This window comes from Jannaschia donghaensis (assembly GCF_001403795.1).
GTDB classification, from domain to species: Bacteria; Pseudomonadota; Alphaproteobacteria; order Rhodobacterales; family Rhodobacteraceae; genus Jannaschia; species Jannaschia donghaensis.
On sequence record NZ_CXSU01000012.1, the window covers coordinates 1431263 to 1456262 of the forward strand.

Annotated in this window: 21 protein-coding genes and 1 pseudogene; 10 read left to right on the top strand and 12 right to left on the bottom strand. The window is 62.7% G+C overall.

Annotation, left to right across the window (positions count from 1 at the left end; all coding sequences use genetic code 11):
- Positions 1-2: 2 nt before the first annotated feature.
- The 3 genes from JDO7802_RS16335 to JDO7802_RS18725 form a co-directional block, all read right to left on the bottom strand.
- A complete protein-coding gene (locus JDO7802_RS16335; RefSeq protein ID WP_055086983.1) occupies positions 3-839 on the bottom strand; it encodes a class I SAM-dependent methyltransferase in 837 nt (278 codons plus the stop codon).
- Positions 836-1870 carry a phytanoyl-CoA dioxygenase family protein gene (locus JDO7802_RS16340; RefSeq protein WP_222836414.1) on the bottom strand — a complete coding sequence of 345 codons (1035 nt, stop codon included), beginning with the start codon at positions 1868-1870 and terminating at the stop codon, positions 836-838. The genes JDO7802_RS16335 and JDO7802_RS16340 overlap by 4 nt, the downstream gene beginning before the upstream one ends.
- A gap of 1177 nt (positions 1871-3047) precedes the next feature.
- The gene (locus JDO7802_RS18725; protein ID WP_055086985.1) at positions 3048-3671 is read right to left on the bottom strand and encodes a TetR/AcrR family transcriptional regulator; all 624 of its coding nucleotides are present in this window, start codon (positions 3669-3671) and stop codon (positions 3048-3050) included.
- 95 nt (positions 3672-3766) lie between these two features.
- Here JDO7802_RS18725 and JDO7802_RS16350 point away from each other — a divergent pair, with 95 nt between their 5' ends.
- The 5 genes from JDO7802_RS16350 (at position 3767) to JDO7802_RS16370 (ending at position 9825) form a co-directional block, all read left to right on the top strand.
- A complete protein-coding gene (locus JDO7802_RS16350) occupies positions 3767-4849 on the top strand; it encodes an efflux RND transporter periplasmic adaptor subunit (RefSeq protein ID WP_187298163.1) in 1083 nt (360 codons plus the stop codon).
- Positions 4849-7977, top strand: a complete 3129-nt coding sequence (locus JDO7802_RS16355; RefSeq protein WP_055086987.1) for an efflux RND transporter permease subunit — start codon at positions 4849-4851, stop codon at positions 7975-7977. Before JDO7802_RS16350 ends, JDO7802_RS16355 begins: the two co-directional genes overlap by 1 nt.
- A 19-nt stretch (positions 7978-7996) precedes the next feature.
- Positions 7997-8503 (top strand): DUF892 family protein, encoded by a 507-nt coding sequence (locus JDO7802_RS16360; protein WP_055086988.1) that lies wholly within the window; start codon positions 7997-7999, stop codon positions 8501-8503.
- Positions 8504-8566: 63 nt separating this feature from the next.
- Entirely contained in the window at positions 8567-9229 is a 663-nt protein-coding gene (locus tag JDO7802_RS16365) for a DUF2461 domain-containing protein (RefSeq protein WP_055086989.1), read from the top strand.
- A gap of 47 nt (positions 9230-9276) precedes the next feature.
- The gene (locus JDO7802_RS16370) at positions 9277-9825 is read left to right on the top strand and encodes a YdeI/OmpD-associated family protein (RefSeq protein WP_222836415.1); all 549 of its coding nucleotides are present in this window, start codon (positions 9277-9279) and stop codon (positions 9823-9825) included.
- A gap of 708 nt (positions 9826-10533) precedes the next feature.
- Here the strand turns inward: JDO7802_RS16370 and JDO7802_RS16375 are convergent.
- The 6 genes from JDO7802_RS16375 to JDO7802_RS16395 all read right to left on the bottom strand — a co-directional run bounded on the left by JDO7802_RS16375 (position 10534) and on the right by JDO7802_RS16395 (position 14631).
- Positions 10534-10998: a nuclear transport factor 2 family protein gene (locus tag JDO7802_RS16375; protein WP_055086991.1), complete on the bottom strand. Its 465-nt coding sequence runs from the start codon at positions 10996-10998 to the stop codon at positions 10534-10536.
- A 6-nt stretch (positions 10999-11004) separates the two neighbouring features.
- A complete protein-coding gene (cynS, locus tag JDO7802_RS16380; RefSeq protein WP_245624210.1) occupies positions 11005-11472 on the bottom strand; it encodes a cyanase in 468 nt (155 codons plus the stop codon).
- Positions 11473-11489: 17 nt separating this feature from the next.
- Positions 11490-12395, bottom strand: coding sequence for an ABC transporter ATP-binding protein (locus JDO7802_RS16385; RefSeq protein WP_055086992.1), 906 nt, complete (start codon positions 12393-12395; stop codon positions 11490-11492).
- Positions 12396-12405: 10 nt separating this feature from the next.
- A complete protein-coding gene (gene ntrB, locus JDO7802_RS16390) occupies positions 12406-13245 on the bottom strand; it encodes a nitrate ABC transporter permease (protein ID WP_055086993.1) in 840 nt (279 codons plus the stop codon).
- Positions 13246-13248: 3 nt separating this feature from the next.
- On the bottom strand, positions 13249-13524 hold the full coding sequence (locus JDO7802_RS18620) for a hypothetical protein (protein WP_245624211.1): 276 nt from the start codon (positions 13522-13524) through the stop codon (positions 13249-13251).
- A 171-nt stretch (positions 13525-13695) separates the two neighbouring features.
- The gene (locus tag JDO7802_RS16395) at positions 13696-14631 is read right to left on the bottom strand and encodes a CmpA/NrtA family ABC transporter substrate-binding protein (protein WP_245624212.1); all 936 of its coding nucleotides are present in this window, start codon (positions 14629-14631) and stop codon (positions 13696-13698) included.
- Between the two features lie 197 nt (positions 14632-14828).
- On the opposite strand from JDO7802_RS16395, the gene JDO7802_RS16400 reads away from it, so the two are divergent.
- Positions 14829-16685: a sigma-54 interaction domain-containing protein gene (locus JDO7802_RS16400; RefSeq protein WP_055086994.1), complete on the top strand. Its 1857-nt coding sequence runs from the start codon at positions 14829-14831 to the stop codon at positions 16683-16685.
- A 97-nt stretch (positions 16686-16782) separates the two neighbouring features.
- Here the strand turns inward: JDO7802_RS16400 and JDO7802_RS17750 are convergent.
- Positions 16783-17664, bottom strand: a pseudogene (locus JDO7802_RS17750) (IS5 family transposase).
- 259 nt (positions 17665-17923) lie between these two features.
- On the opposite strand from JDO7802_RS17750, the gene JDO7802_RS16415 reads away from it, so the two are divergent.
- Together JDO7802_RS16415 and JDO7802_RS16420 are read left to right on the top strand one after the other, a co-directional pair.
- A complete protein-coding gene (locus tag JDO7802_RS16415; protein WP_245624213.1) occupies positions 17924-18724 on the top strand; it encodes an alpha/beta fold hydrolase in 801 nt (266 codons plus the stop codon).
- Positions 18717-20741 (top strand): hybrid sensor histidine kinase/response regulator, encoded by a 2025-nt coding sequence (locus JDO7802_RS16420; protein ID WP_055086995.1) that lies wholly within the window; start codon positions 18717-18719, stop codon positions 20739-20741. Before JDO7802_RS16415 ends, JDO7802_RS16420 begins: the two co-directional genes overlap by 8 nt.
- A 147-nt stretch (positions 20742-20888) precedes the next feature.
- On the opposite strand, the gene JDO7802_RS16425 is transcribed toward JDO7802_RS16420, so the two are convergent.
- Complete coding sequence (locus JDO7802_RS16425) at positions 20889-21716, bottom strand: GNAT family N-acetyltransferase (protein WP_055086996.1); 828 nt, start codon at positions 21714-21716, stop codon at positions 20889-20891.
- Positions 21713-22447: a GntR family transcriptional regulator gene (locus JDO7802_RS16430; protein ID WP_144430646.1), complete on the bottom strand. Its 735-nt coding sequence runs from the start codon at positions 22445-22447 to the stop codon at positions 21713-21715. The genes JDO7802_RS16425 and JDO7802_RS16430 overlap by 4 nt, the downstream gene beginning before the upstream one ends.
- Before the next feature lie 233 nt (positions 22448-22680).
- Here JDO7802_RS16430 and JDO7802_RS16435 point away from each other — a divergent pair, with 233 nt between their 5' ends.
- Complete coding sequence (locus JDO7802_RS16435) at positions 22681-23709, top strand: ABC transporter ATP-binding protein (protein ID WP_055086998.1); 1029 nt, start codon at positions 22681-22683, stop codon at positions 23707-23709.
- Positions 23710-23714: 5 nt separating this feature from the next.
- Positions 23715-24980, top strand: a complete 1266-nt coding sequence (locus JDO7802_RS16440) for an ABC transporter substrate-binding protein (protein WP_144430708.1) — start codon at positions 23715-23717, stop codon at positions 24978-24980.
- Positions 24981-25000 lie beyond the last annotated feature (20 nt).

The window sequence follows — 25000 nt, forward strand, 5'->3', positions numbered from 1 at the left end:
GCCTAGCGTGTAACGGTGATCAGCCAGACGTCCTGAGGGAAGCGCCAGCCATCTGGATCGCGGCAGTCGGCGAGGTACGACGCAACCGGCTCGGTCGTGGTCATCGCCTCCAGCCCCGCGCGGTCGTCGAAGACGCAGCGTTGCAAATAGCCCTCGACCGCAGCGACATCGTCAGGTCCGGCAGCGCTATCGTAGCGCACGGTCTGCACCTCGGGGTCGCATCCCGTCTTGCGCAGCGCGTCGACGATGGCCTCGGCCGGGACGTAGGCCACGCCCTGAGGATCGAAGGCCGCCAGCCAGCGACGGTGGAATTCGATGTAGTGCCCGGCGGCCGCGCTGTGGGCGATCACGCCCAGCCCGCCCGGCGCGATGGCATCGACGAAGCGCGCCATCGCGTCGTCCAGCTCCGCCGCGGGCACGGCATAGAGCGCATGGGTCGCCCACACGATGTCATATCCCCCCTCGGGCGGCGCGAAGTCCTGAAGCGTGGTCTCGTGTTCGGCCACGACAATGAAGGGGGGCGGCAGGGCCGCGCGGGCTTCGGCCAGAGAAAATGCGGATGGGTCCAGAAGTGCGGTCTCGATCGGGCGGATGCTGGCCTCGGCCAGCCCGGCATGACGGACCAGCGCGTTGGGAAACTTGCCCGACCCGCAGGCCACGTCGAGAAGCCGCAGGGCCCGGTCCCCTGCCCGCGCCTGCGCGTCCTCAAAAAAGCTGCGCCAGTCCCGCGACTGCGCCAAATGACGATAATCGTCGGTGGCGAGGTGATAGAACGCGTCCATTCCGGCGCGTCCAGCTTCGGACCAATGCGCGTTCGACCGCGTCAGGATGTCGGTCATTGTGCGCCGTCCAACGGCACCGGCCAGCAGATCGGATTCAGCGGGCTTGCCGCGACCTCGCCCGGACCGACGCCCGGCATGAATTTTTGCCAGTCGCCCGACACCATGGTCGGCGCACCCACGATCCGCGCGCCATCGGCGTAATACGTGTTGGCCATCACGATCCGGCTTTGATCGGTGCGGTTGCGGGCAGCGGTGTGGAAGCTCAGGTTGTGGTGGAAACTGACTTCCCCCAACTCGAATGGCGTTTCATCGACGGCCACGCGGTTCTCGGCAAAGACCTTTGCGACGCCCTTATCGTAGCTCGTGCTCGATTTCTCAAAGGCCACGGCATCGACCAGGCGGTGGACGTCCAGCGGATAGGCGAAGGCCAGCGGCCCCATTGCCAACGGAATGGCCTGCGCGGGGGCCCAGGCGGTTACGACATCATTGGTATCGAGCGGGAAGTGGTGATCGTCGAAATGCCAAGGTGTTCGGCCGCATCCCGGCTGCTTTGAGAGCACATTGTCGTGGTAGAGCCGCACCGCCGGCACGCGCAGAAGCTCCGCGCAGATCTTCGCCACGCGGGGCGAAACGACGTAGGCGCGCAAAAGCGGATGGTCGGTCCAGATCATCTCGAGCGACAGAAACCGGTCGCGCACCCCACCGTCGGCACCCGCACCGAACACAGCCGTCAGCCGTTCGATCAGAAGCGCGCGCAGGCGCAGCACGGCACCGGGAGAGAAGACGTCCTTTAGCTTGATAAAGCCATTTGCCTGAAAGAAAGTGATGTCCGCGTCCGTCAGCACGTAGGGTTCGGCCAGTTCGGCCATCACGGTCGCGTCGTCGGGCAGCGGGATGTCGGGCAGCGGGGGGGCAACCTCGAAGGTCGTAATCTCACCTTCGTTGTCGGCAAGACTCACATACCAATCCCACCACGCTTGATTGTCTGCATCCCACGCGCCGCTGATGTCGGTATCGGACGATATGTCCGTCCCAGTATCGGGTCGGCCCGTGTGCCTGGCGGCGGCCATGTCTCTGGGTCCCTGCATCGCCGCCTCTCCTCATATCAATGACCATAGTTAGCGCGCTCGCGGATAAGGCAATTGCACGGTGCACTGTATCACTCACCTCGGGGTCATCCACCGTCGACGCACCCGTTTGACGGGACTAGCACGAGCAGGGCAAAACGCTCGTCTTCGTCGCGATGCAAAGGCTCGATCCGTCAATTCCGGTCTTGGGCCGGGCGGTCCGCGTCACACGCGTGTTTTTCCTTTTACAGACACGGTTCCGCTTTGAATTTTTCGGGCGCAATCAATAGTGCCCCCCCTCGTGGCGATCCGTGCCAAGGTAAGCCGGCGAAAGAATGCAGCGTGTCGACGACAGCAATCGGGCAGACGCGCTCGCAGGGCTTCCGACCTCCCAATCCGCTTTCCGCGCAGCCTTTTCAGCGTCAGAAAAGAAAGGTTTAGAGAAACCCGTAGTCCGGGACGACTGCCCAATTATGGTTCCAACGCATGTCGTTAATGGCTCAACTGGCACCCCGGTCGTCGACGTCTGGCTAGAGCGCGCGGCAGCCTGATTGAACGCTTTTTCTGTCACAACAATGGGGTCGCCAGGCGTTTGAAATGGCTCCTCCTCAGCCGCCTTCAGAGGAAGACAAACATCGGTGCCGCGTGCAGATCGATCGAAATGAACTGACAGTCGACCTGCGATGCGGCGCGGGGTCTTCCAAATGGCAGTATTGGTCCTTTTTTAAGGACGACCCGCAGCAGACCTTGGCCGCGGATCCCCATGTCGCGACGCAGCCTCCTTCAGTCAGACATTGACCGGCGAACCCGGCGACGGGGCTGACCCCGCATGAACTCGTCACCGCTCGGCAAGTCGATCGCGTAGGAATTATTGCCGCCGGGCTTCCACCCGAGAAGGCGGCCGGTGCCGTAGGCTATACCGCCGGGCATGCGGCCCGGTGCCTTGGAGCGCTTCGGTCGCCAGGCTGGGTGGTCCTCGAGGCTTCGAGATGTCCTGTACAGCTGTACGTTCCAGAGATCTTTATGGTCCTTCCTGCCGGACGTTATTGCGTGACTGCCGACAGATCGATCCGGAGGTGACGGATCGGCGACGTTCGGCGATCCCGCTCACGGAAACCACCTCGGATCGACCGCGCGGAATACGGCTCAATACCGGACGATTTCGGCATCATTTTCCTGACGCCCGACTGCGGCCGACCTAATCCGATCGCAACAACGTATCCATACGGTCCACGAATTCCGAACGCGAACGCCCCTTCGACCAGATGGCAGCCACATGTGGCGTTTGGCCGAACATCTTTTCCGACATCGCGATGCTGAGCAGAGGACCGAACACGACGTCGTGGACGGTCGTTTCGGGCAGGTCCCGGTGCGACCCAGCGGCGACGCAGGGCTGATATACATCCACCAATGTGGTCTGGAAGCGCGCGATAAAGTTGTCATGGAACCCTTCGGCGACCGCCGGAAAAGACTGTGCGGTCTCGGAGATGACGGTGGTCAATGCGCCGATCGAAGATCGCACCATCGCATCGTAGAACAGCCCAAGCGCGATGCGAAATCTGTCCGCAGGTGTTCCGTCCCCACGTTTCATCAAGTGGTCCACCTGCGCCAGCGATGCGGCCACGTCCGCCGAGAGCGCGGCGAGGAACAGCGCCTCCTTGGACGCGAAATGGTGGTAGAGCGACGCCTTGCGGATGCCCGCGGCTTTGGCGACCATGCTCATGGATGTGCCGGAATAACCGCGACTGAGGAATAATGCCAAAGCCTTCAGGGCGATGGCCTCGCGACGATCGTCCGGCATATCTTCATCGAAACGCGGCATTGACCCTCCAACATTTGGCCTAGTTCTTGACTCGGCTCCCGACCGTTCGGTAGGGCTCGCGGGAGCGTACGCCAGTCAAAGATATGGAGCAGTCGATGTCGAGACGAAATACCTTCGCGGCGATGTTCGTCATTGCGATCAGTTGGAGTTCTTTGACTGCGGTGGCCCAAAGCGATGTCACCCCGTCTGGAGATCCGGTCGCTCCGCGCGCGGTCCGCCTGATCGCACCGCTCGATGCCTCCGAGGCGAATTCGCGTCGCTTCTTTGGAAGGATCGCGGCCCGCGAGACCGTTTCGCTGTCTTTCGAGGTCGGCGGGCGCCTGGTGGATTTTCCCATCCTCGAAGGCAGTGCGGTCCCGAAGGGAAGCACCCTGGCCAGGCTTGACCAAGAGCCATTCGTTCGGGCGCAGGAACGTGCGGTCCTTGCATTGGAGCAAGCGGAGCGGGATGCGGAACGGGCTGGGACACTGGCGGCCTCGAACGTGACCTCCGAAGTACGCGCCCAGGATGCCCGCACCGCGCGCGACCTTGCCGACGTCGCCCTGCGCGATGCCCGCGAGGCCGTCGTCGATGCCGTCCTGACGGCACCCTTCGACGGGATCGTCGCCGCACGGATCGCCGAAACGTTTTCAAACGTCGAGCCGGGCCAGCCGATCCTGCGGCTCCACGACATGAGCCAGGTGCGCGTCGAGATCGAGGTGCCCGAGCGCGTTCTGCTGAACGTCGGTGACCCCGAGGCTATTTCCTTCTCCGGCACGTTGCCGAACAAGGTATCCGTTGATCTGAAACTGGTCGAGTTCGAGGCGCAGACCGGGCGCGTGGGTCAAAGTTTTCGCGTGGCGCTGGCCATCCCAGACGCGGCGGCGAGCGGACTGATCCCCGGATCGACGATGACGGTCGTCGCGCAGTTGCCACAGACGGACAGCGGCGCAATCCTGCCTCAGAGTGCAATTCTGGCCGAGGCCGGGGGCGGCTTCGAGGTTATGGTCTTCCGACCCGGCGAAGGAACCACTGGCACGATCGAGCGTCGGGCCGTCCGGGTCTTCGCCCCGCGCGGCAAGGCATTCGAAGTAGAAGGGCTGAAGCCGGGCGAGCGCATCGTCGCCGCCGGCGGACACCTTCTGCGCGATGGAGAGACGGTGCGCATCTACGACGGTCTGACGGTGGAGGAGCCGTGATGATCAAGGCCATCGCACGTTTGTCCGTCCAGCGCCCGCTCTATACCTGGATCATCATTCTGTTCGCCGCCCTGGGCGGCGCCTTCGGGTATCTCAACGTAGGCAAACTTGAGGACCCTCTCTTTACCCTGAAATCCGCGCTGGTCATCACGGCCTATCCCGGCGCAACCGCGGCGCAGGTGGCCATCGAAGTTTCCGAGCCGCTGGAGGCCGAAATTCAGCAGATGGGCGAGGTCAAGACGATCACGTCGCGCAACACCCCCGGCGTTTCGGTGATCGAGATCGAAATCGGGGATCAATACGATGGCGACGACCTGCCACAGATCTGGGACGACTTGCGCGACCGGGTGGAGAACGCACGCGGAATGCTTCCCGCCGGTGCGCTTGCCCCAACGGTCAATGATGACTTTGCAGATGTCTACGGCATCTACTACGCCGTCACCGCCCCCGGCTATTCCGACGACGATATCTGGGAAATCGCCTCCTTCCTGCGCCGCGAGGTGTTGACGGTCGACGGCGTGGCGAACGCGCAGCTTCTGGGCCTGCCCGAAGAAGCGATCTTCGTGGACATCGACAACCGCTTGTTGAGCAGCCTGGGCGTCCCGCCTGGCGCGATCCTCGGCGCGATTTCGACATCGACCGCAGTGGTGCCCACTGGCACGGCCGACCAGCCGGGCCGCGATCTCATCATCGAGGCCCCCCGCCCCGATGACAGCCTGGGAGAGATCGGGGCCCTGAGCCTCGGCGTGGACGGGGAAATCGTGAACTTGCGCGATTTCGCGGAGTTGTCGCGCGGGCGCATCGACAATCCGTCGCATATTGTACGCCACAATGGGGACGAAGCCTTTACCCTGGGCGTCGCGGGCCTGACCAGCCGTAACATCGTCGACGTCGGGCACGCCGTCGAAGATCGGTTGGCCGCCATCTCGTCGCAGTTGCCTGTCGGCGTCGAGATCGAGCCGATCTACGAACAGCATCAGGTCGTCGACGACGCTGCGGGCGAGTTCCTGCTGTCGCTGGCACTTTCGGTCGGCGTCGTGATCGGGGTTCTCCTGCTCTTTATGGGGTGGCGGGCGGCCGCCGTCGTTGGCCTGTCTCTTCTGTTGACGGTCACGGCGACATTTTTCGCGATGTACCTGTTCGATATCAAGGTGGAGCGGATCAGCCTCGGCGCGCTCATCATCGCGATGGGTATGCTCGTCGACAACGCGATCGTCGTAGCGGAGGGGATGCAACAGAAGATGCGCGGCGGGGTGTCGGCGGACCAGGCCGCCGAAGATGCCGCCGGCCGGACCGGACTGCCGCTTCTGGGGGCGACGGTCATCGGCATCATGGCTTTCGCGGGCATCGGCCTGAGCCCGGATGCCTCGGGCGAGTTTCTGTTCTCTCTCTTTGCGGTCATCGGCTTGTCGCTGATGCTTTCGTGGCTTTTTGCGGTGACTGTGACGCCGCTTCTAGGTCATTACTTTTTCGCCTCCGGCGGGCTGGAAGACGGGGCAGATGCTTATGGGGGCCCCGTATTCCAGGCGTATCGCGGCATCGTCCGTATGGCCCTGCGTGTTCGCTGGCTGGTGATCGCCGGGTTGATCGGGGTCACGGCGGCGTCGTTTTTCCTGTTCGGTCAGGTGACCCAGCAGTTCTTTCCACCCGCGTCCACGCCGCTCTTCTACGTCGAGTACAAAGCCGCGCAGGGTGGCTCCATTCACCAGACGGCCGACGATCTCGCCCGCGTGGAGGACTGGCTGTTGGCTCGCGACGATGTGTCGGACGTGACCATGAGCGCGGGGCGCGGTCTGTCCCGGTTCCTGCTCACCTATGCGCCCGAAAACCCGGAGCCGTCCTACGGAGAGCTCATCGTGCGGACGCCGACGGCCGAGCAGATTCCGAAGGTGCGCCAGCAGTTGGACCTCTTCGTGGCGGAGGCCTTGCCCTGGGCGACGGTCACCACCCGGCGGATCATCTACGGCCCCGCCGTACCGGCAGACATAGAAGCGCGGTTCTCCGGCCCCGATCCGGCGGTCCTGCGCCGTTTGTCACAGGAGGCGCTGGAGGTGCTGCGCACCGCGACGCCGAACCTGCACACGGAGACGATCGACTGGCATGAACGCGAAGCTGTCGTGCGCCCGACCTTTGCGACAGACAGGGCGCAGGCCATCGGTATCGCCCGCTCCGACATCGCGACCGGCATCGCGCTTGTCACCGATGGCATTCCCGCAGGGGTGTTGCGGGAACGCGACCGCCAGATCGACATCGTCGTCCGCAGCCAGTTGCCCGACGCGGACAGCCCCGCGAACGGGTCCAGCGCGCTGTTGGATCAGCCGATCTGGTCGCCGGCGACCGGAACCTATGTGCCGTTGGCTCAGGCTATCGACGGGTTCGAAGTGATCGCCCGCGACACCCTGCAATGGCGCCGCGACCGCCAGCCGACGATGACCGTCCAGGCGAATGTGATCGAAGGCCTGACGCCGCCCACTGTCTTCGCCGAAATCCGCGCGCCCATCGAAGCCATCGACCTGCCGGACGGCTACGCCCTGGAATGGGGCGGCGAATTCGAGAGCGCGGGCGAAGCGCAGCAGTCGTTGGGCCGCCAGATGCCGCTGAGCTTCGGGACGATGTTCCTCATCACGGTTCTGTTGTTCGGGGCATTGCGCCAGACGGCGGTCATCTGGACGATCGTGCCCATGGCCGTGAATGGGGCGGCGCTTGGCCTCTACTTCACGGGCCTCCCCTTCAGCTTCACCGCGCTGCTTGGGCTGCTCAGCCTCTCGGGGATGCTGATCAAGAACGCCATCGTTCTGGTTGAGGAAATCGACATTCAGAAGAGAGAGGGCCTGCCGCAATCGAAGGCCATCGTAGAGGCCTCCACCTCTCGCCTGCGCCCCGTCGTGCTGGCGGCGGCGACGACGATCCTCGGGATGGTCCCGCTTCTGTGGGATAGCTTCTTCGCGGCCATGGCGGTGACGATCATGGCGGGCCTCGGGTTTGCATCGATCCTGACACTGATCGGCGTGCCCGTTCTCTACCACACCTATCTGCGCGCCGAGCGGCGTGCGGAGAGTGCGGACGCCAAACGCCCACCTGACCACCCTGCGCAGCCTGAGCTTCCCCTCAAAGTCGCTGCGGAATAATTCCCACAAGGAGATCGGAATGAAAATCGACACCCTCCACGACCTCTACATTTTCGGCATTCAAGACAAGCGGACCGGCTGCGCCAGGACCTTCGACGGCATGAGGAGGATGCGCGATGCCGCGACCCACCCCGATGTCCGTGATCTGGTTGCGGGCGGTCTGGACGCGATGAACGGTGCGATGGAGATGTTCGACCGCATCCTCGACCGCCATGGCGCGCAGCCGTCGGAAACCGCGAACCAAGCTCTCCAATCGCTGGCCGAGGAAGCAACCGAGTGGGTGGATGGAAACTATGCAGACGACCGCCTGCGCGACCTCGCCATCGTCGAGAAGACGCGCAACATCGCCGCCTATCCCGACGCGGGCTTCACCGCGTTCCGCCAGCAAGCCAAGGCCCTCGGGTATCACGACGATGTGCGCGAATTGGGAGGTGAGAATAAGCCAGGAGGCGGAGATAACGACCAGGCCGCAATGATGGACCGGATCGAACGGGCCCTGCTCGAGGGCCTACGGTCTGCCGCCTGATCCCACATATGCGACCGACACGCGTTTGGCCGTCGCACGGCGGCACTGTTGAAGGAGATCCAAATGACGGGCTTCACCGAACAGAGCTTCGCGTTCCTCGAAAATCTCGCGGCGAACAATGACAGGGACTGGTTCCACGCCAACAAGGCGACGTTCCAAGAGAAGCTCGAAAGTCCTTTCTCGGACCTGCTCGACGCCCTGTCGAACCGGTTGGCTGATGCGCTCCGCCCCCTGTCGGGCGGCAAGTCCACGATGTTCCGAATGAACCGCGACGTGCGCTTCTCCGAGGACAAGTCGGCGTACAAGACCAATGTGTCGGGCCTGCTGACGCCATCGGGCACGAAGTCCGAGGGAGCGGGGCTCGTCTATCTGCACCTTGATGCAACCGGCGGGTTCGCCGCCGCCGGATACCACGCACTCAGCCCCAAACAGCTCCGCCCCATTCGCGAGGCGATGATCGAGCGGGCCAATGGGTTCGACAACGTGCTGAGCGTACTGAGCGATGCGGACAGGGTTTTGGAGGCGGAAGACGCGCTGACCGCCATGCCCAGGGGCTTTACGGATCACGCGGAGCATCGCCACGCCAATCATATCAAGCTCAAGTCGCTCATCGTGCGGCAAGACCTGCCGAAGGTCGCATGGACGTCCGGCGACGTGATGGACCGAGTGGAGGCTCTGGCACGGGACGCGATGCCGCTTCTGACCTTCGCGGAGCCCGCGCGGTGAATGCCACCGGATCGAGGACGCCAGCGGATGCGGATAGCGTCGAGCGGGTGGAAATTGCGTCCGAGCCTGCTCTGTGGGCCTGGCTCGAGGCGCATTATGAGCGAGACCGAGGCGTCTGGCTCGTGACATGGAAAGCCGCGCATCGGGACCGCTATTTGTCCCGCGATGCCGTACTGGACGCGCTGATTGCGTACGGATGGATCGACGGCCGGCGCATGAAGCTCGACGCCGATCGCACGATGCAACTCATCGCGCCGCGAAAGCAGCAGGCCTGGGCCGCGACCTACCGCGAGCGCGCCAATCGTTTGGAGACGGCGGGCCGGATGCGCGCGCCCGGACGCGCCGTTATCGCCCGCGACCGGGCCAGCGGGCTTTGGGACGCGATGGCCCATGTGGACGCGCTGGAGGATCCCGCCGATCTGATCCTTGCGCTGGAGGCACGGGACGCATGGCCGTGGTGGACGGATGCGGCCCCGTCCTACCGTCGCAACGTACTCCGCTGGATCGCGCAGGCGAAGGCCGACGCGACGAGGGCCAAGCGCGTAGCCATCGTCGCCGAGCACGCCGCGCGGGGCGAGAAGGTTCCCAATTATTGAAGCCAGACCCCTTCGGCAAAGACGGGCCGGCAGACAAGTCGCCGCCCCCGCTACGCACCATGACCAACTTCTCAAATGCAGATTGTTACCGTTTGCCCCCGACCCGAGGGCGGCAACAGGGCCGGTCACCTAGTGGATGCACGCCTGGCGTCCGTCCCGCGACGCGCGATGGATGATCTACGTTTGGATCTGTAGGGGCGGCGAGGGTTGGCCATTCTCGACCTCCATCCAAGGACGAGACGGCCGGAAGTCGAGCGTTCAGATGGCTGGAGCAGCATTTCGGGCGCGTGCGGCTGCACGCCGCAATCCTATACTTTCCGCGGCGTTTCGAAGAGGTTGACCTGTACGGAACGTTCGGGCGAGACGGTTCAACCGTCCTGATCGGATGCCCTTCGAGCCACTGGAACGTTTTACACTTGCGTCTAGAGGCTCTCGGAACAGCTTTCAGGACGTCATCATCATCAATGCAGCCGTCGGTTGATATTGCAGCTTTGGCCAATCTTGCTCGAAGCCGCCTTCCATGCGGCAGCGTATTAGCCGCGATGGTTGGCGGGCCGAAAATCTAGACAGACCATAGAGAACGGTCCTACGCGGCGCAGCAAACGTCAACTTCGGACCCGAACGTAGGCAATGTTGAAATTACCGCAGAGGTCCATTCGTGACAGAACATCGACATGCTCTGCGACACCGATTTTCATCCTGGAAAAGCTAAAGGCCAAGCGCACTAAGGCCTTTGTAATCGGCTGGCCTTGGCCCCTCCTCCCACAGAAACAGGCGGTCACTTTCGGCAATCGCGACATCGTTGATAGATGCATGGCGGACTGCCATGTAGCCGTCGGCGTCGAACTCCCAGTTCTCGTTCCCGTGCGCTCGAAACCACTGTCTGTTTTCGTCGTGGTATTCGTAGCAGAAGCGCACGGCGATCCGGCTATCGCTGTGCGCCCAGATTTCTTTTATCAATCTGTAGCCGCTCTCGATCGACCATTTCCGGATCAGGAAGGCCCGGACTTCGTCGCGTCCATTTATGAACTCCGACCGATTACGCCACCTCGTGTCAGGCGTGTAGGCCAGCGCCACCTTACCGGGGTCCCGCGTATTCCACGCGTCCTCTGCCATGCGAACCTTCTTGGCCGCGTCTTGAAAGCTGAACGGTGGCACTGGCATGCGCGTCATCGCGAATTACCAGCTATTGTAGCCAAGATACTTGCCCGACATCTCGACTTTGACCCGGTCGCCTTTGGGGTTCTCGATCCGAGTGACGGACATGTCGAAATCGATGGCGGACATGATGCCATCGCCAAACTTCTCTTGGATCAGGGCCTTGAGCGTCGGGCCGTAGACGCCGACGATTTCGTAGAAGCGATAGATACAGGGATCGGTCGGCACCGCTTGGGTCCAGATCTTGGTCGGACTTTCGACCAACAGGCTTTCCGCCTCCTGCGGCAGGCCCATGATACTGACCATCAGCTTGGCTTTTTCAGCCGGAAAGGCGTTCATGCCCATGGAGGCGGAGTGGGTCCATACGGGCGACATGCCGATTTTCTCCGCTATCTCTTCCCACGTTATGCCAGCCTGTTTCTTGGCCGACAGGATCATGGCGGTCGCGTCTTCCTTGGTCATCGTCGCGGTCATGCTCAGGTCTTTCATGTTGATCTCCTGCGGTCTCAGCTGTTGACGGCACGCAAGACCGTTTGGGTGTCCTCGGGGTCATCCGAGGGGGTTGTCTTGTCGATCCGTATGGTTGCGGGCTTGTTCATCTCTCCGGGCTGCATCGGCTGACCCGCCAGCTCTTTCGAGCGCTTGCCCAGGAACTGAACAAGGTGGTTGCGGATCGCGTAGTAATTCGGGTGCTCGACGATCTCGGTCCGACTGCGTGGCCTAGGAATCGTGATTTCGACGCTTTCGGCGACGCGGGCCTGCGGTCCGTTGGTCATCAGCAGGATGCGGTCGGCCAACAGGATCGCCTCGTCGATATCGTGGGTGATCATGAAGACGGTCTGCTCCATCTGGCCCCAGATTTTCAGAAGCTCGTCCTGGATCGTGCCCCGCGTGAGCGCATCTAGCGCACCGAATGGCTCGTCCAGGAGCAGCAACTTGGGGTGGTTGGCAAAGGCGCGTGCAATCGACACGCGCTGTCGCATCCCTCCTGACAGCTGACTGGTTTTGCGGTGGATTACGTCCCCGTCAAGTCCCACCATGGCGAGGAACTTCGTGGAGTGCGCCTCCACGTTGGCCTTGCTCCATTCCGGGTGACGCGCGGACACGCCGAAAGTGACGTTCTTGAGGGTCGTGAGCCAAGGCAACAGAGAGTAATTCTGGAACACCACCCCCCGATCGAGGCTCGGGCCCTTCACTTCCTGCCCGTCCATGATGACCGAGCCGGCGGTCGGGTCCGCAAGGCCGGCGAGAATGTTCATGATCGTGGATTTGCCGCAGCCGGAATGGCCCAGGATCACAACGAACTCGCCCTTCTCGACCCCGAAGGTGGCGTCTTCGAAGACCGTCATGTCTCCGCCTGCCCCGTCCGGAAAGCGCTGGGTGAGTTTCTCGATGCTCAGATACGGTTTCATGGACTTTCCCTTATTCGACGTAGGTGACGCGGCGTTGCAGGAAGCCGAACATCGCGTCGAGCATCATGCCGACAATGCCGATCATCAGGATGGAGAAGACGACGGAGGTCAGGTCGAGGTTGTTCCATTCGTTCCAGACGTAATATCCGATCCCGGTCCCACCGACGAGCATCTCGGCCGCGACGATGACCAGCCATGCGATACCGATCGAGATACGCATGCCCGTCACGATGGTCGGCGCGGCGGCAGGGAGGATCACGGTGAATGCCGTCTTGAGCGCGCCCAGTTCATGCGTGCGGGCCACATTGACCCAGTCGTCGCGAACGCCCGCCACACCAAAGGCCGTGTTGATGAGCATCGGCCAGATCGAGCAGATGAAGATCACGAAGATCGCCGACGCCTCGCTGTCGCCGATGATGAACAATGCCAAGGGCATCCAAGCCAGCGGCGAAATCGGACGCAGGACTTGGATGAAAGGATTGAGCGCCTTGTGAGCCACCGGCGACATGCCGATGAGGAACCCCAGCGGGATCGCCACGAGCGCGGCCAAGAAATAGCCAGTGAGCACGCGGTAGATGGAATACCCGATCTGAATGCCGATCCCCTTGTCGTTGGGGCCCGCGTCATAGAACGGGTCGCTGAGCTGCTCCCACGCCTTGGCGATCACGTCGCTTGGAAGCGGCACACCGGCCTTGGGCGCGCCGGCCCCGGTCAGTATCTCGTACTCGGTCAACTCTCCCACGGCCTTTTGCCCTGGGATCACGGCCTCCCATACGAGGAGGCCGACGACGAGCATCAGAACCGACAGCAGGGCGGCGCGTTGGTTCAGGGACAGGGACAGGGTGTACATCCCTTAGGCCTTCTTGATCGCAAAGCTGTCGACGTAGGCTTCGGGCGTCTCGGGATCGAAGGTCTTGCCCATGATCGTATGCGATTTGTAGGTGATGTCCGGCGCGTCGTAGCCCAGGTCTTCCATGACCTTTTTGCAATCCGCGGCCAAATAGACCCTTTCGGCCACGCCCTTATAATCCACGTCGCCCTCGATATAGCCCCACCGCTTCATCTGGGTCAGGATCCACACGCCCATCGAGTGCCAGGGAAACGGGTCGAAATCGATGCGATCGGGCACGCGTTTCACTTCGCCCAGACCGTCTGCATACGTTCCGGTGAGGACCTGCTCAATGACGGTAACGGGCTGGTTGAGATAATTCGTCGGCGCGATCGCCTCGGAGATTTCCTTGCGGTTTTCAGCGGCAGAGGCGTATTGCGTTGCGTCGATGATCGACTTGAGCAGCGCGCCCTAGGTGTTGGGCAGTTCGGTCGCGAAGGACAGCGGTGCGGCAAAGGCACAGCACGGATGACCTTCCCAGATGTCCTTGGTGAGGATGTGCAGAAAGCCGATGCCCTCGTAGACGGCGCGCTGGTTGAAGGGATCGGGTGACAGGTAGCCGTCGAGGTTGCCGGCCCGCAGGTTGGCGACCATTTCGGGCGGCGGCACGACGCGGATCTGGATATCGACATCGGGGTCCAGTCCGAATTCCGCCACGTAGTAGCGCAGCAGGAAATTGTGCATCGAGTACTCAAACGGCACGCCGAAGGTGAAGCCCTTCCACTGCTTGGGATCACGTTTGTCGAGATGCTCGTTGGAGAGCACGATCGCCTGGCCGTTGATGTTCTCGACCGCGGGCATGATGTAGGGTTCCGCGACCGATCCGGCACCCAGGGTCATGGCAAGGGGCATGGGCGTCAGCATATGGCTGGCGTCGTATTCACCGTTCAGCGATTTGTCGCGGGCCACGGCCCAACCGGCCGTCTTGATGACCTGCGCGTTCAGGCCATAGCGCTCGTAGAAGCCAAGCGGCTGCGCCATGATGATCGGGGTGGCGCAGGTGATCGGCACGAAGCCGATGTTCAGATCGGTTTTCTCGGGCGGGCCGAGATTATCGAGGATCGCGGCCTTGGCTTCGTTGAGCGGGAAGACCGACGCGAGGGCGGCGGCCATGGTCGAGCCCCCCATCATACCCATGAAGGACCGGCGACCGAGGTCGCTTTGCCCAAAGACCGAACGAACGATCGCGCTTTCGACGGCCCGCTCCAGCATACCTTCGGATGTTGAGAGGTCGATCTTGTCGTCGACGTCCGGCGTCACCGTCTTGCAGGTGTGACACCCACAGTCCGCTCCGTGACGCAGGTCGGTTTTTGAGGAGAATGGATCGCCGAGTGATTTCGTTGACATGCTGTGCTCCATCGTTGGTTGGATCGATGTTGCGTCGCGATATGACGCAAATGAAGAGACGTGCCGGAAAAACCATAATTTAGATTTTACAATTATTTTCGAGTGTTACGACGCATTCCCTAGATCAGTTTTTACGATATTTCGTAAATTACGATATTTCGTATTGTGCATAGCGCACCAATCGCGTGCGATCAGGCATGACCGACATCGATAATACTCATGATTCTGAACTGGCCGGCGCTTTCGGGCCGACCGTCCTGATTGACCTGGCCACCGATGAGATCCTTGCCGCGACGCCGGAAGCGCGCATCCTCTTTGCAGACAGCGCGTTGATCGGGTCCCGTTTCGCGCGGTTCGTCGCCAAGGGGATGCCGCATCTAGTCGTCTTCATTGCCGAAGTGCAGCATCGGGGCATGGCGTGGTCTCGCCGTATCACTTTTCAGACGGCCACTGGCGAGGCGCTGAATTGCGAAGTCACGGCCCGCGCGCTGTCACGCGATGGGCGCAAAATGCTGCTTATGCATGTGCTAGATCTTGCCAGACTTGAACGACACGCCACGCAGGCGGCTGCGGGCCACTTCTATGATGGCGGGTTGATCGAATGGCAAAGGGCCCAGACCTTCTTTTCCGATCTCGAACGGGAAAACCAGTTGATCCTGAATGCCGCCGGTGAAGGAATATACGGCGTCAACGCAGACGGTAAGACGACGTTCGTCAACCGCGCCGCACAAGAGATGCTCGGCTGGACCACCGAAGACCTGCTGGGTCGCGATATCCACGCCATGATCCATCACCACCACCTCAACGGCGAGCGCTATCCCTCCCACGAATGTCCGATCTATCAATCGTTCCGGTATCAACAGGTGAACCGGATCGAAGACGAGGTCTTCTGGCGGAAAGATGGCAAGCCGATCCGTGTGGAATATGTCTCGACCCCGATCTACGATGGACCCCAACTTGTCGGGGCCGTCGTGATCTTTCGCGACATCACAGAACGCTGGGAGAACGAACGCAAACTGCGCGAGGCGATGGATGAGGTCGCAGCCCTGCGGGACCAATTGGAAGAGGAAAACGCTTACCTTCAGGAAGCCATCAGCATCGAGCGCGCGCACCATGATATCATTGGACGATCTGACGCCGTTCGCCGCATCATCAAGCAAATCGAATTGGTGGCGCCCACCGATACCAGCGTCTTCATTCGCGGGGAAAACGGGGTCGGAAAGTCGCTCGTGGCTTCGGCCATTCACAATGACAGCACCCGCAAGCGCCGCCCGATGATCCACTTCAAGGCCGGGGCTATCACGCCAGAGAAGATTGAGAGCGAACTGCTGGGGCAAATGCGTGGTGCGTTTGCGGGTGCCCTGAAGGATCGGCCCGGAAAGTTGGAACTGGCCCATGGCGGGACGCTTTTCATCGACGAGATCTGTGACATTCCCATCGAACTTCAGGGTCATTTGCTGGATGCGATTCAGAACCGCGAGGTCACGCGTCTTGGGGATGATCGGGCCCGCAGCCTCGATCTGAGGTTGATTGCCTCGACCAGCCGCGATGTCGACCGGGAGATACAGGCCGGGCGATTGCGCCAGGACCTGCTTCTGCATCTCGGGGTGTTTCCCATCTATTGTTCGCCCCTGCGCCAGCGCACCGAAGATATCCCAATCCTGACAGCGCATCTGTTGCGTATCGCGTGCAAGAGGCTTGGCCGAAAAGTGCCAGTGATAACCGAAGGCGCGATGCGCAAGCTGCGCCACTACGATTGGCCCGGAAACGTCCGGGAATTGGCCAATGTGATCGAGCGCGGAGCAATCGTGTCGCAATCGGACAAGTTGCTGGTGGAAATCCAACAAGACGCGGCCTCTGCCGTTCGTGCAACATCAACACTTTTGACGGATGCCGATATCGAACAGATAACAATTACCAACACGATCGCCTGCATGAAAGAAGCCGGCGGGAGAGTTTCCGGAAAAACGGGTGCTGCGGCCCTATTGGGGATACGGCCAACGACGCTCTATTCACGGCTGAAGAAATTTGGCCTTAGCCAAGACGACTGGTAGGCCATCAAGTCTTTTATAAGTAGAGCCGATATGGTCATTCGGCATGTGTGGCCCAGAGCGTTGTCCAATATGAAATCCGCTGCTTTAGGCTCAGGACTCATAGCCAGAAAAGCACGGTAGCGGCGAAGGCGATGGCCGAGAGGAACACGGTTGGAGGTCTGTCGTAGCGGGTGGCCACGCGCCTCCAGTCCTTGAGGCGACCGAATATGATCTCGATCGTTGCCCGGCAGTGCATCGCGCAGCGATGTCACGAGAGGTGCGATTCCGTTTCCTGTAGCGTCGCTTTTCGTATTTGACGGGTTTGCCACGTGACTTTCGGCCGGGTGTGCAGGGCGTTATGCCCTTGTCCGCAAGGGCTTCGCGGAACCAATCTGCATCATACCCTCTGTCGCCCAAAAGCCAGTCTGCTGCTGGTAAACTGCTCACCAGAGCCCTTGCCCCAGTGTAGTCGCTGACCTCTCCGGCGGTCATGAAGAAGCGGATCGGACGTTCAACTGCATCCGTGACCGCATGCAGCTTCGTGTTCATCCCTCGGTTCGTCCGCCCTCCCTTTCAGGACATTTGCCGTGCAAATACCCTGCCGGGCAGTGATCAAACGACCACGCCCCCTTTTTCGACCGCAGACTGGAACCCGTGCGGTGCGCCTTAAGATAGGTGGCGTCCACTGCCCGGCAGGGCATCACGCAGTGATGTCCCGAGAGGGGATGGAGATCGTCCTGTTGTCAGAAGCTTCTGCTGGGAGCCCGTCCATGATCCTGGCAAATGCCCCCATGTCGCTCCACCGCTTCCACCGGTTGTAGAGGGTCTTGTGTGGGCCGTGCTCCTTGGGCGCATCGCGCAATCTCAAGCCATTGCGATTGATGAAGATAATTCCACCCAGGACACGCTGGTCGTCAACGCGTGGCACTCCATGGCTCTTCGGAAAGTACGGCCGGAGCCGCGCCACCTGAACGTCGCTCAGCCAACACAAGTCGCTCATGTCGTGCCCCGAAGTTTGGGAGCTTGAATCAGGCAGCCTCAGCAGCCGCAACCAAATCAATGGGTCCTGAGCCTAAGCGCTTGGGCCTCTCAAAAATCGGCTATGCAGACTTTGCTACCGTTTGGGTTAAGACGCCGAACGTCTGCTTTTCCAAGTGGGCGTACTCAAAGGAAAGTTCCGCCAGCCATGGTCCTGCCGTCGTAGACATTACCGTTCTTTGATCTTAGTTGTCACCTGCAGAACGAAGTGGGGTTTGGGCATGGATATGGACGTTCGCACACGTCACAACGTCCGCGCGACGGGACGGGGTTTGGATGCGCCGGCCATCGTGTTCGCGCATGGCTTCGGGTGCGATCAGAACATGTGGCGCTTCGTGGCACCCGCCTTCGAGGATCGCTTCCACGTCGTCCTCTTCGATCACATTGGCGCGGGCGGCTCCGATCTCTCGGCCTACGATCCCGAGCGCCACGCGAGCCTGGGCGGATATGCCGACGATGTCGTCCGGCTGATCGAGGGTCTCGGCCTGCGCGACGTCGCTTTCGTGGGACATTCCGTATCCGCGATGATCGGCGCGCTTGCCGCGAACCGATCGGAGGGTCTGATCGGCCGGCTGATTATGGTCGGTCCGAGCCCATGCTACATCGACGATGGAGACTACCGCGGCGGCTTCGCACAAAGCGAGATCGACGAGCTGCTCGAGGTACTCGATGCCAATCACATGGGCTGGTCCGCCGCGATGGCCCCCACGATCATGGGCAACGCGGACCGCCCCGAGTTGAGCGAGGAGCTGACCAATTCGTTCTGCCGCACCGATCCGGCCATCGCCAAGCAGTTCGCGCGCACGACATTCACCTCCGACAACCGGGCCGATCTCGAAGCCGTATCCGTACCCACGCTCGTGCTCCAATGCCGCGACGACGCGATCGCGAATGAGGAGGTGGGCCGGTTCGTCCACGAGCACATCGCCGGCAGCCAGTTCACGATGCTGGACGCGAGCGGTCATTGCCCGAACCTCTCCGCGCCCGAGGAGACGACAAAGGCCATCGCCGCCTTTGTCTGAGACCGTGGAGCCGGGCCAGGACGCCGAACCAGATCCGGCCGCGTTCTTCGACGACGCGCCCTGCGGGTTCCTGATCGTCGGGCCAGACTGGTCGATCCGGCGCGCGAACGCCCAACTCGAACAATGGATCGGCACGAGCCGGGGCGAGCTTGCCGGTCGTCATCTTCGCGATCTGCTCGACGTCGCCGGCCGCGTCTTTTTCGATACCCACTTCGCGCCGCTCGTGCGTCTTCAGGGTGCGTTCCACGAAGTCGCGCTCAACCTGAAGCGCGCCGACGGCTCCCGAATGCCTGCGCTGGTAAATGCCGCCGAACGGACGGGCGCGGACGGCGCGATCGAAGCCATGCTCGTGACCGTGTTCAACGCCAGTGACCGGCGCCGCTACGAGACCGAGCTTCTGGACGCGCGCAACGCCCTGCGCGAACTGAACGAGGACCTGGAGGACCGTGTACGCAAGGCCGTCAAGGCGCGTCTGGAAGCGGAGGATACGCTGCGCCAGGCGCAGAAGATGGAAGCGATCGGCAATCTATCGGGCGGCATCGCGCACGACTTCAACAATATCCTTCAGATTGTGTCCTCCAACCTGGGGCTCCTCTCCAAGCGCGTTCCGAAGGAAGGCGCGGACTTCCTGGCCAACGCACAGGCCGGCGTCGGGCGCGGCGCACAACTCGCGCAGCAGCTGCTCGCTATCGGGCGCCGGGGGCCGGTCGAGACGAAGGTCGTCGATGCAGTCGCTGTGATCGAGGGCATGCACGACCTTCTGGAGCGGACGCTCCGCTCCAGCACACGGACCTCATTCGACATCGCCCCCGGCGTGCTGCCGGTCGAGGTCGACGTCTCGCAGTTCGAGAACGCGGTCCTGAACTTGTGCATAAACGCCCGCGACGCGATGGAGGGCCTTGCAAATGGCGAGCTGTCCCTCGTCGTCCGGGATTGGCCGGCCGGCGCGACGGCCCTGCCCAAAGATCTCCACGGGCCGCATGTCGAGATCCGGGTCGTCGATACCGGCGCGGGGATGGACGCAGCGACGCTGGCGAAGGTGTTCGAGCCGTTCTTCACCACCAAATCCTCCGGCAAGGGGACCGGGCTGGGGCTTGCGATGGTCTATGGCTTCGCGCGTCAGTCGAGCGGTCAGGTCACGATCCAGAGCGCCGTGGGAGAGGGCACGGCAATCTCGGTCTGGCTGCCCCGGTCGCCCAAACCGCTGGACGGCGGGACCGTGCCGGAGCCCGTGCCCATCCGAGGGGGCGACGAGACCGTGCTTCTCGTGGAGGATGACGACGAAGTCCGCGAGGCGACGCGCTCCATTCTGGCCGATTTAGGGTACACGGTCCTTCTTGCGCAGAATGGGGCCGAGGCGCGGAGGTATCTGCGGGGTTCGGCGACTGTCGATCTGACGATCCTCGACCTCATTCTTCGCGACTCCGAAGATGGCATAGCGCTGATGCAGGAGTTCAAATCCAAGGCCAACGACGGCGGGCTTTTGCTGACGTCCGGGCAGGCGGACGCATTCGAAGACCGCCTTGATCCTTCGTTCGAGCTTCTGCGCAAGCCCTACGACGTCACAGCGCTGGCCGCCGCCATTCGGCGCGCGATCGGCACGGACGGGCGGGCGGCGTCGCAACAGGCCACGCCGCGCGCCGCCGATCTCCCCGTCTTGCCGACGGGCATGCGGGTGCTGATCGTCGAAGACGAGATCTTGATCCTGATGGCGGCGGTCGATCAGCTGCGCGACCTCGGGCACACCGTCTTCGACGCCAACTCGGGAGAGGCCGCCATGGAGGTTCTGCGGACGGCCGACATCGACGTGATGATCACCGATCTGGGATTGCCGGGCCTGGATGGCGGCGCGTTGGCGCGCGCGGCGCGGCAGTCGAAGCCGTCGATCGGCGTAGTGTTCGCGACGGGCGCTCACGACCTGCCGGACCTGCCAGGCGCCGCCGGCGTGCGCCTGAGCAAGCCCTACCGGGAAGAGGACTTGGCCAAGGCATTGGAAGCTGCACGACCGGAGCCGTGAGTGGACCTGCCCCGTCAGCTTAGACCGCCCGGCTCGACTTGGTGCCTTTCGTTCCGGGGTGCACATCCCAGACGCGTTTCACCATTCGAAATGGGTGCCGCGATATCGTTTGCGTCGCCCCATCGGTCAGATCCCGCTGCGCCGTATTTACCCAAGTTCGAGGCTTGCCACGGCGTAGAAATCTCGCGGAGACACGGTGACATCGCCGCGATACATGCGGACGGTCTCGAACTCGGGAACCAGGTTCAAGTCACGGCAGATCGCACCGAGGGCCGGCGCGGAGGCTGGCACATCGATCGTTAATTCGCCCGGCGCGCAGGCGGCGGCATGGGTCAAGAGCGCGCGCGCCTCGTCGGCATCGGAGGCGACGAGCGGTCCGATCTTGGCACCGCTCCGGCAACGGCGGACGGTGACGAACCCTCCATCCGGCCCGATCCAAGTCGTCCGGTGCTCCGAAGGTGCCAGCCACGCCATCATGTAGGCGCTCTTCGACCACCCCGATGCATGGGCTTCCCGACCCGTCAAAACCGGCAAATCGGCCGCTGTCGCTGGAACGGCACCAGTGCAGAGGTGCCCATCGGGCCGGCCGGAATAGCGCACCGTCGCTCCGGCCTCGACGAAGCCCGAGGCGCGGTAGTTTGCCAGCTGCGCTGGCACCCCGTCGAGTCCCACGATCCGGTCCCCTGCGTGACGTAAAGCATAGCGCCATAGATCATGCGCGATCCCATAGCCCCGTCGGTCGGGGCGGCAGAGATAGAGGCCGAGAAAAGCGAAACGCTCCGAATGGTTCACCACGGAGATTGCGGCAACTGGCACCTTCTCCTCGACCGCGACGAAGAAGCCGTCCGGGTCGGCAGTGCGAAAGGGGACGACATCGTCCAGACCGGGATTCCACCCCTCGGCCTCGGCCCAGTCGATAACCGTCTCCAACTCGGCGGGGGTCATCACGCGCCGGACGATTGCCCCACCGCTCATCGTGCCGGGGACGCAGGCGGTGCCGCAAGTGCGTCGCGCAGCGAAACGGGTCCGACCGGCCCCTCGCGCAGATCCAGAAGCGAGAGCAGGTCGACCAGATGGCCCTTCATCAACTCCTCGGCAGCCGCGCCGTCCTGGCACCGCATCGCATCGACCAGAGCATGGTGGGCGTGCTTCTCGCACATGGCCGTCTGGCGACGCCAGTAGAGCGCGATCACCAGCGCCGAACGTGCGACGAGCTGCCGGATGAAGGCCTCGATGGTGACCTGCCCGCTGATGCAGGCAATTTCGACATGGAAATGTCCGGACAGCATCAGGGCCCGCCCTTGTGCCCCGGCGGCGAGTGCGGCGTGCTCGTCCGCGATGTGCCGTTCCAGGCGGGCCAAATCGGTATGACCACAGCGACCGGCAGCGACCCGGGCCATTGTCGGCTCCAGCAGGGCGCGGGCCTCGAACACCTCGCGTGCCTCGCGCACAGACGGTTTGGCGACAAAGGCCCCGCGGTTGCGCTCGATGGTAACGAGCCCTTCGTGCGCCAACGCGCGTAGGGCCTGGCGCACGACCGTACGTCCGGCGCCGTAAATGTCCCCGACCTCATCCTCCGAAAGTTTCATGCCGGGCAAGACGCGGTGTTCATGGATGGCGGCAATCAGGTCGGCTGCGATCGGATCTGCGGCGCGCGCTGTGGCGCGATCATCTCCTCCACCCCCTGCGTGCCCGGCATCGTCCATCGCGGCTCTCCTCAGCATCCGCAGTGCCAGACCCCGGCAAAGCCGACAACCTCCTATTACAATGCCAACAATTCACAAAAGATCGTATACAATCGCTGCCGCCTTTTTCGACAACCGGACGCGACTCTGCATCTTAATGTGCCATCCCGCCGATCCCCCAAAGGCGAGGAGCGGGAATCCATCGCAAGCATCGTGCGTCCGGACAAAGCTGGTCCCAGCCACTGGGGGACATCATGCGATCCGATCTCGACCTCGAACTCGTGGGCCTGACCAAACGCTACGGTTCCACCACCGCTGTGGATGCCATAACCCATCTCTTTCCTGCCGGCACTTATGCTTGCCTGCTGGGCCCGTCGGGCTGCGGCAAATCCTCGACCCTTCGGATGATCGCCGGGCACGAGAGCGTCACCGAAGGTGCCGTGGTCCTAGGTGGCCGGGACGTCTCGCGGCTACCGCCGGCGCGGCGGGGTACGGCGATGATGTTCCAGAACTACGCGCTGTTCCCGCATCTCAGCGTTGTGGACAACGTCGCCTTCAGCCTGCGGATGAAGCACGTGGCCACATCCACTCGCCGTGCCCGCGCACTGGAGATGCTGGACCTCGTCGATATGACCCAGCTGGCGGAGCGCCTGCCCGCGCAACTCTCGGGCGGTCAGCAGCAGCGCGTGGCGCTGGCACGCGCGCTGGTGACGGAACCGCAGGTTCTATTGCTAGACGAACCGCTCTCTGCGCTCGATCCGTTCCTTCGGGTGCGCATGCGCGGCGAACTCCGACGCCTCCAGCGGGAGCTTGGGATTACGTTCGTGCACGTCACCCACAGTCAGGACGAGGCACTGGCGCTGGCCGATCAGATCGTTGTCATGAACGACGCCCAAATCGAGCAAGCGGGGGCCGCGCGGGACGTGTTCGACGCCCCCGCCACAGCCTTCGTGGCGCGATTTCTGGGGTCGCATAACGTGGTCGCCCTGCCCGACGGGATGGCGGCGATCCGTGTCGATGCGCTGCGGGTCACGGACGCACCGGACGCGCCGCTGCAGGGCCACGTCACAGGCATCGAATACCAGGGCACCCATGTCGCGCTGACCGCGCAGGTGACCGGCAAGCAGGAGGTCACAGTCCTTCTGACCGACGGGGATTTCTTCGGCGCGCCGAAGGATGCGGGCGAGGCCATCAGCTTTGTCTGGGAAGCCGCCGCCGCGCATCCGCTGCGCGGCGGCGGCCGGACAAATCAAATGAAACCAAACGGGGAATACACGACATGACCACGATCTCGAAGATCCGCTACTCGCGGCGTTCCATGCTCAAAACCGGGGGTGCTGCGCTCGCCGCCACGGCCCTGCCCGCGCCCATGATCTGGGGGCAGGAAAGCAAGAATATCGTTCTGCGCCAGTTCGGCACGGGGGTATCGAACCTCAACGACGTCGCCAACAAGGTGAAGGAGGATCTGGGCTTCACGCTGGAGATGACGGCCCTCGATTCCGACAGCGTAACGCAGCGGGCTGCCACCCAGCCGGGCAGTTTCGACATTGCGGATATCGAGTACTGGATCTGCAAGAAGGTCTGGCCCACCGGCAACCTTCAGGCAATGGATGTGTCCAGGATCGCCCGCTACGACCAGATCGTCGGCATCTTCAAGGACGGCAAGCTGCGCGACGACAGCGTGATCGCCCAGGGCACCGCGCCGCACACCGTGGGCTTCGTCCCCGAACCCGGCGCGACCACCTTCGCCGATGAACCGACGAACTGGATGACCCTGATCCCGACCATCTACAATGCCGACACGCTCGGGATTCGCCCCGACCTGATCGGACGTCCCATCCGCAATTGGTCCGAGCTTCTGAACCCAGAGTTTGCCGGCAAGGCGTCGATCCTCGACATCAGCTCGATCGGGATCATGGACATGGCCATGGTGTGCGAGTCGATGGGCGAGATCCAGTATGCCGACAAGGGCAACATGACCCGCGACGAGATCGATCGCACGATCGCGATCTTCACCGAAGCCAAGCGCGCCGGCCAGTTCCGCGCCTTCTGGAAGAGCTTTGACGAGAGCGTGAACCTGATGGCGTCCGGAGAAGTCGTGATCCAGTCGATGTGGTCGCCCGCCATCACGGCCGTCAAGTCCCGCGGCATCCCATGTGTCTACCAACCGCTGGAAGAAGGCTATCGCAGCTGGGGCGGCGGGATCGGCCTCTCCAGCGCGCTTTCGGGCATGGAGCTGGACGCGGCCTACGAGTACATCAACTGGTATCTCGATGGCTGGGTCGGCGGCTACCTCATGCGCCAAGGCTACTACTCGGCCGTGCCCGCCACCTCCAAGGACCACATGTCCGCCAACGAATGGGGCTACTGGTTCGAAGGCAAGGCCGCGACTGGCCCGATCACCTCGCCCGGCGGCGACGTGCTGGCCCAGGCCGGCGATGTTCGCGACGGCGGATCGTTCGAGGCACGCATGGGCTCGGTCGCCTGCTGGAACGCGGTCATGGACGAGAACCAGTACATGGTCCGCAAGTGGAACGAGTTCATCTCTGCCTGACGAGCCTTAGGTGCCCCGGC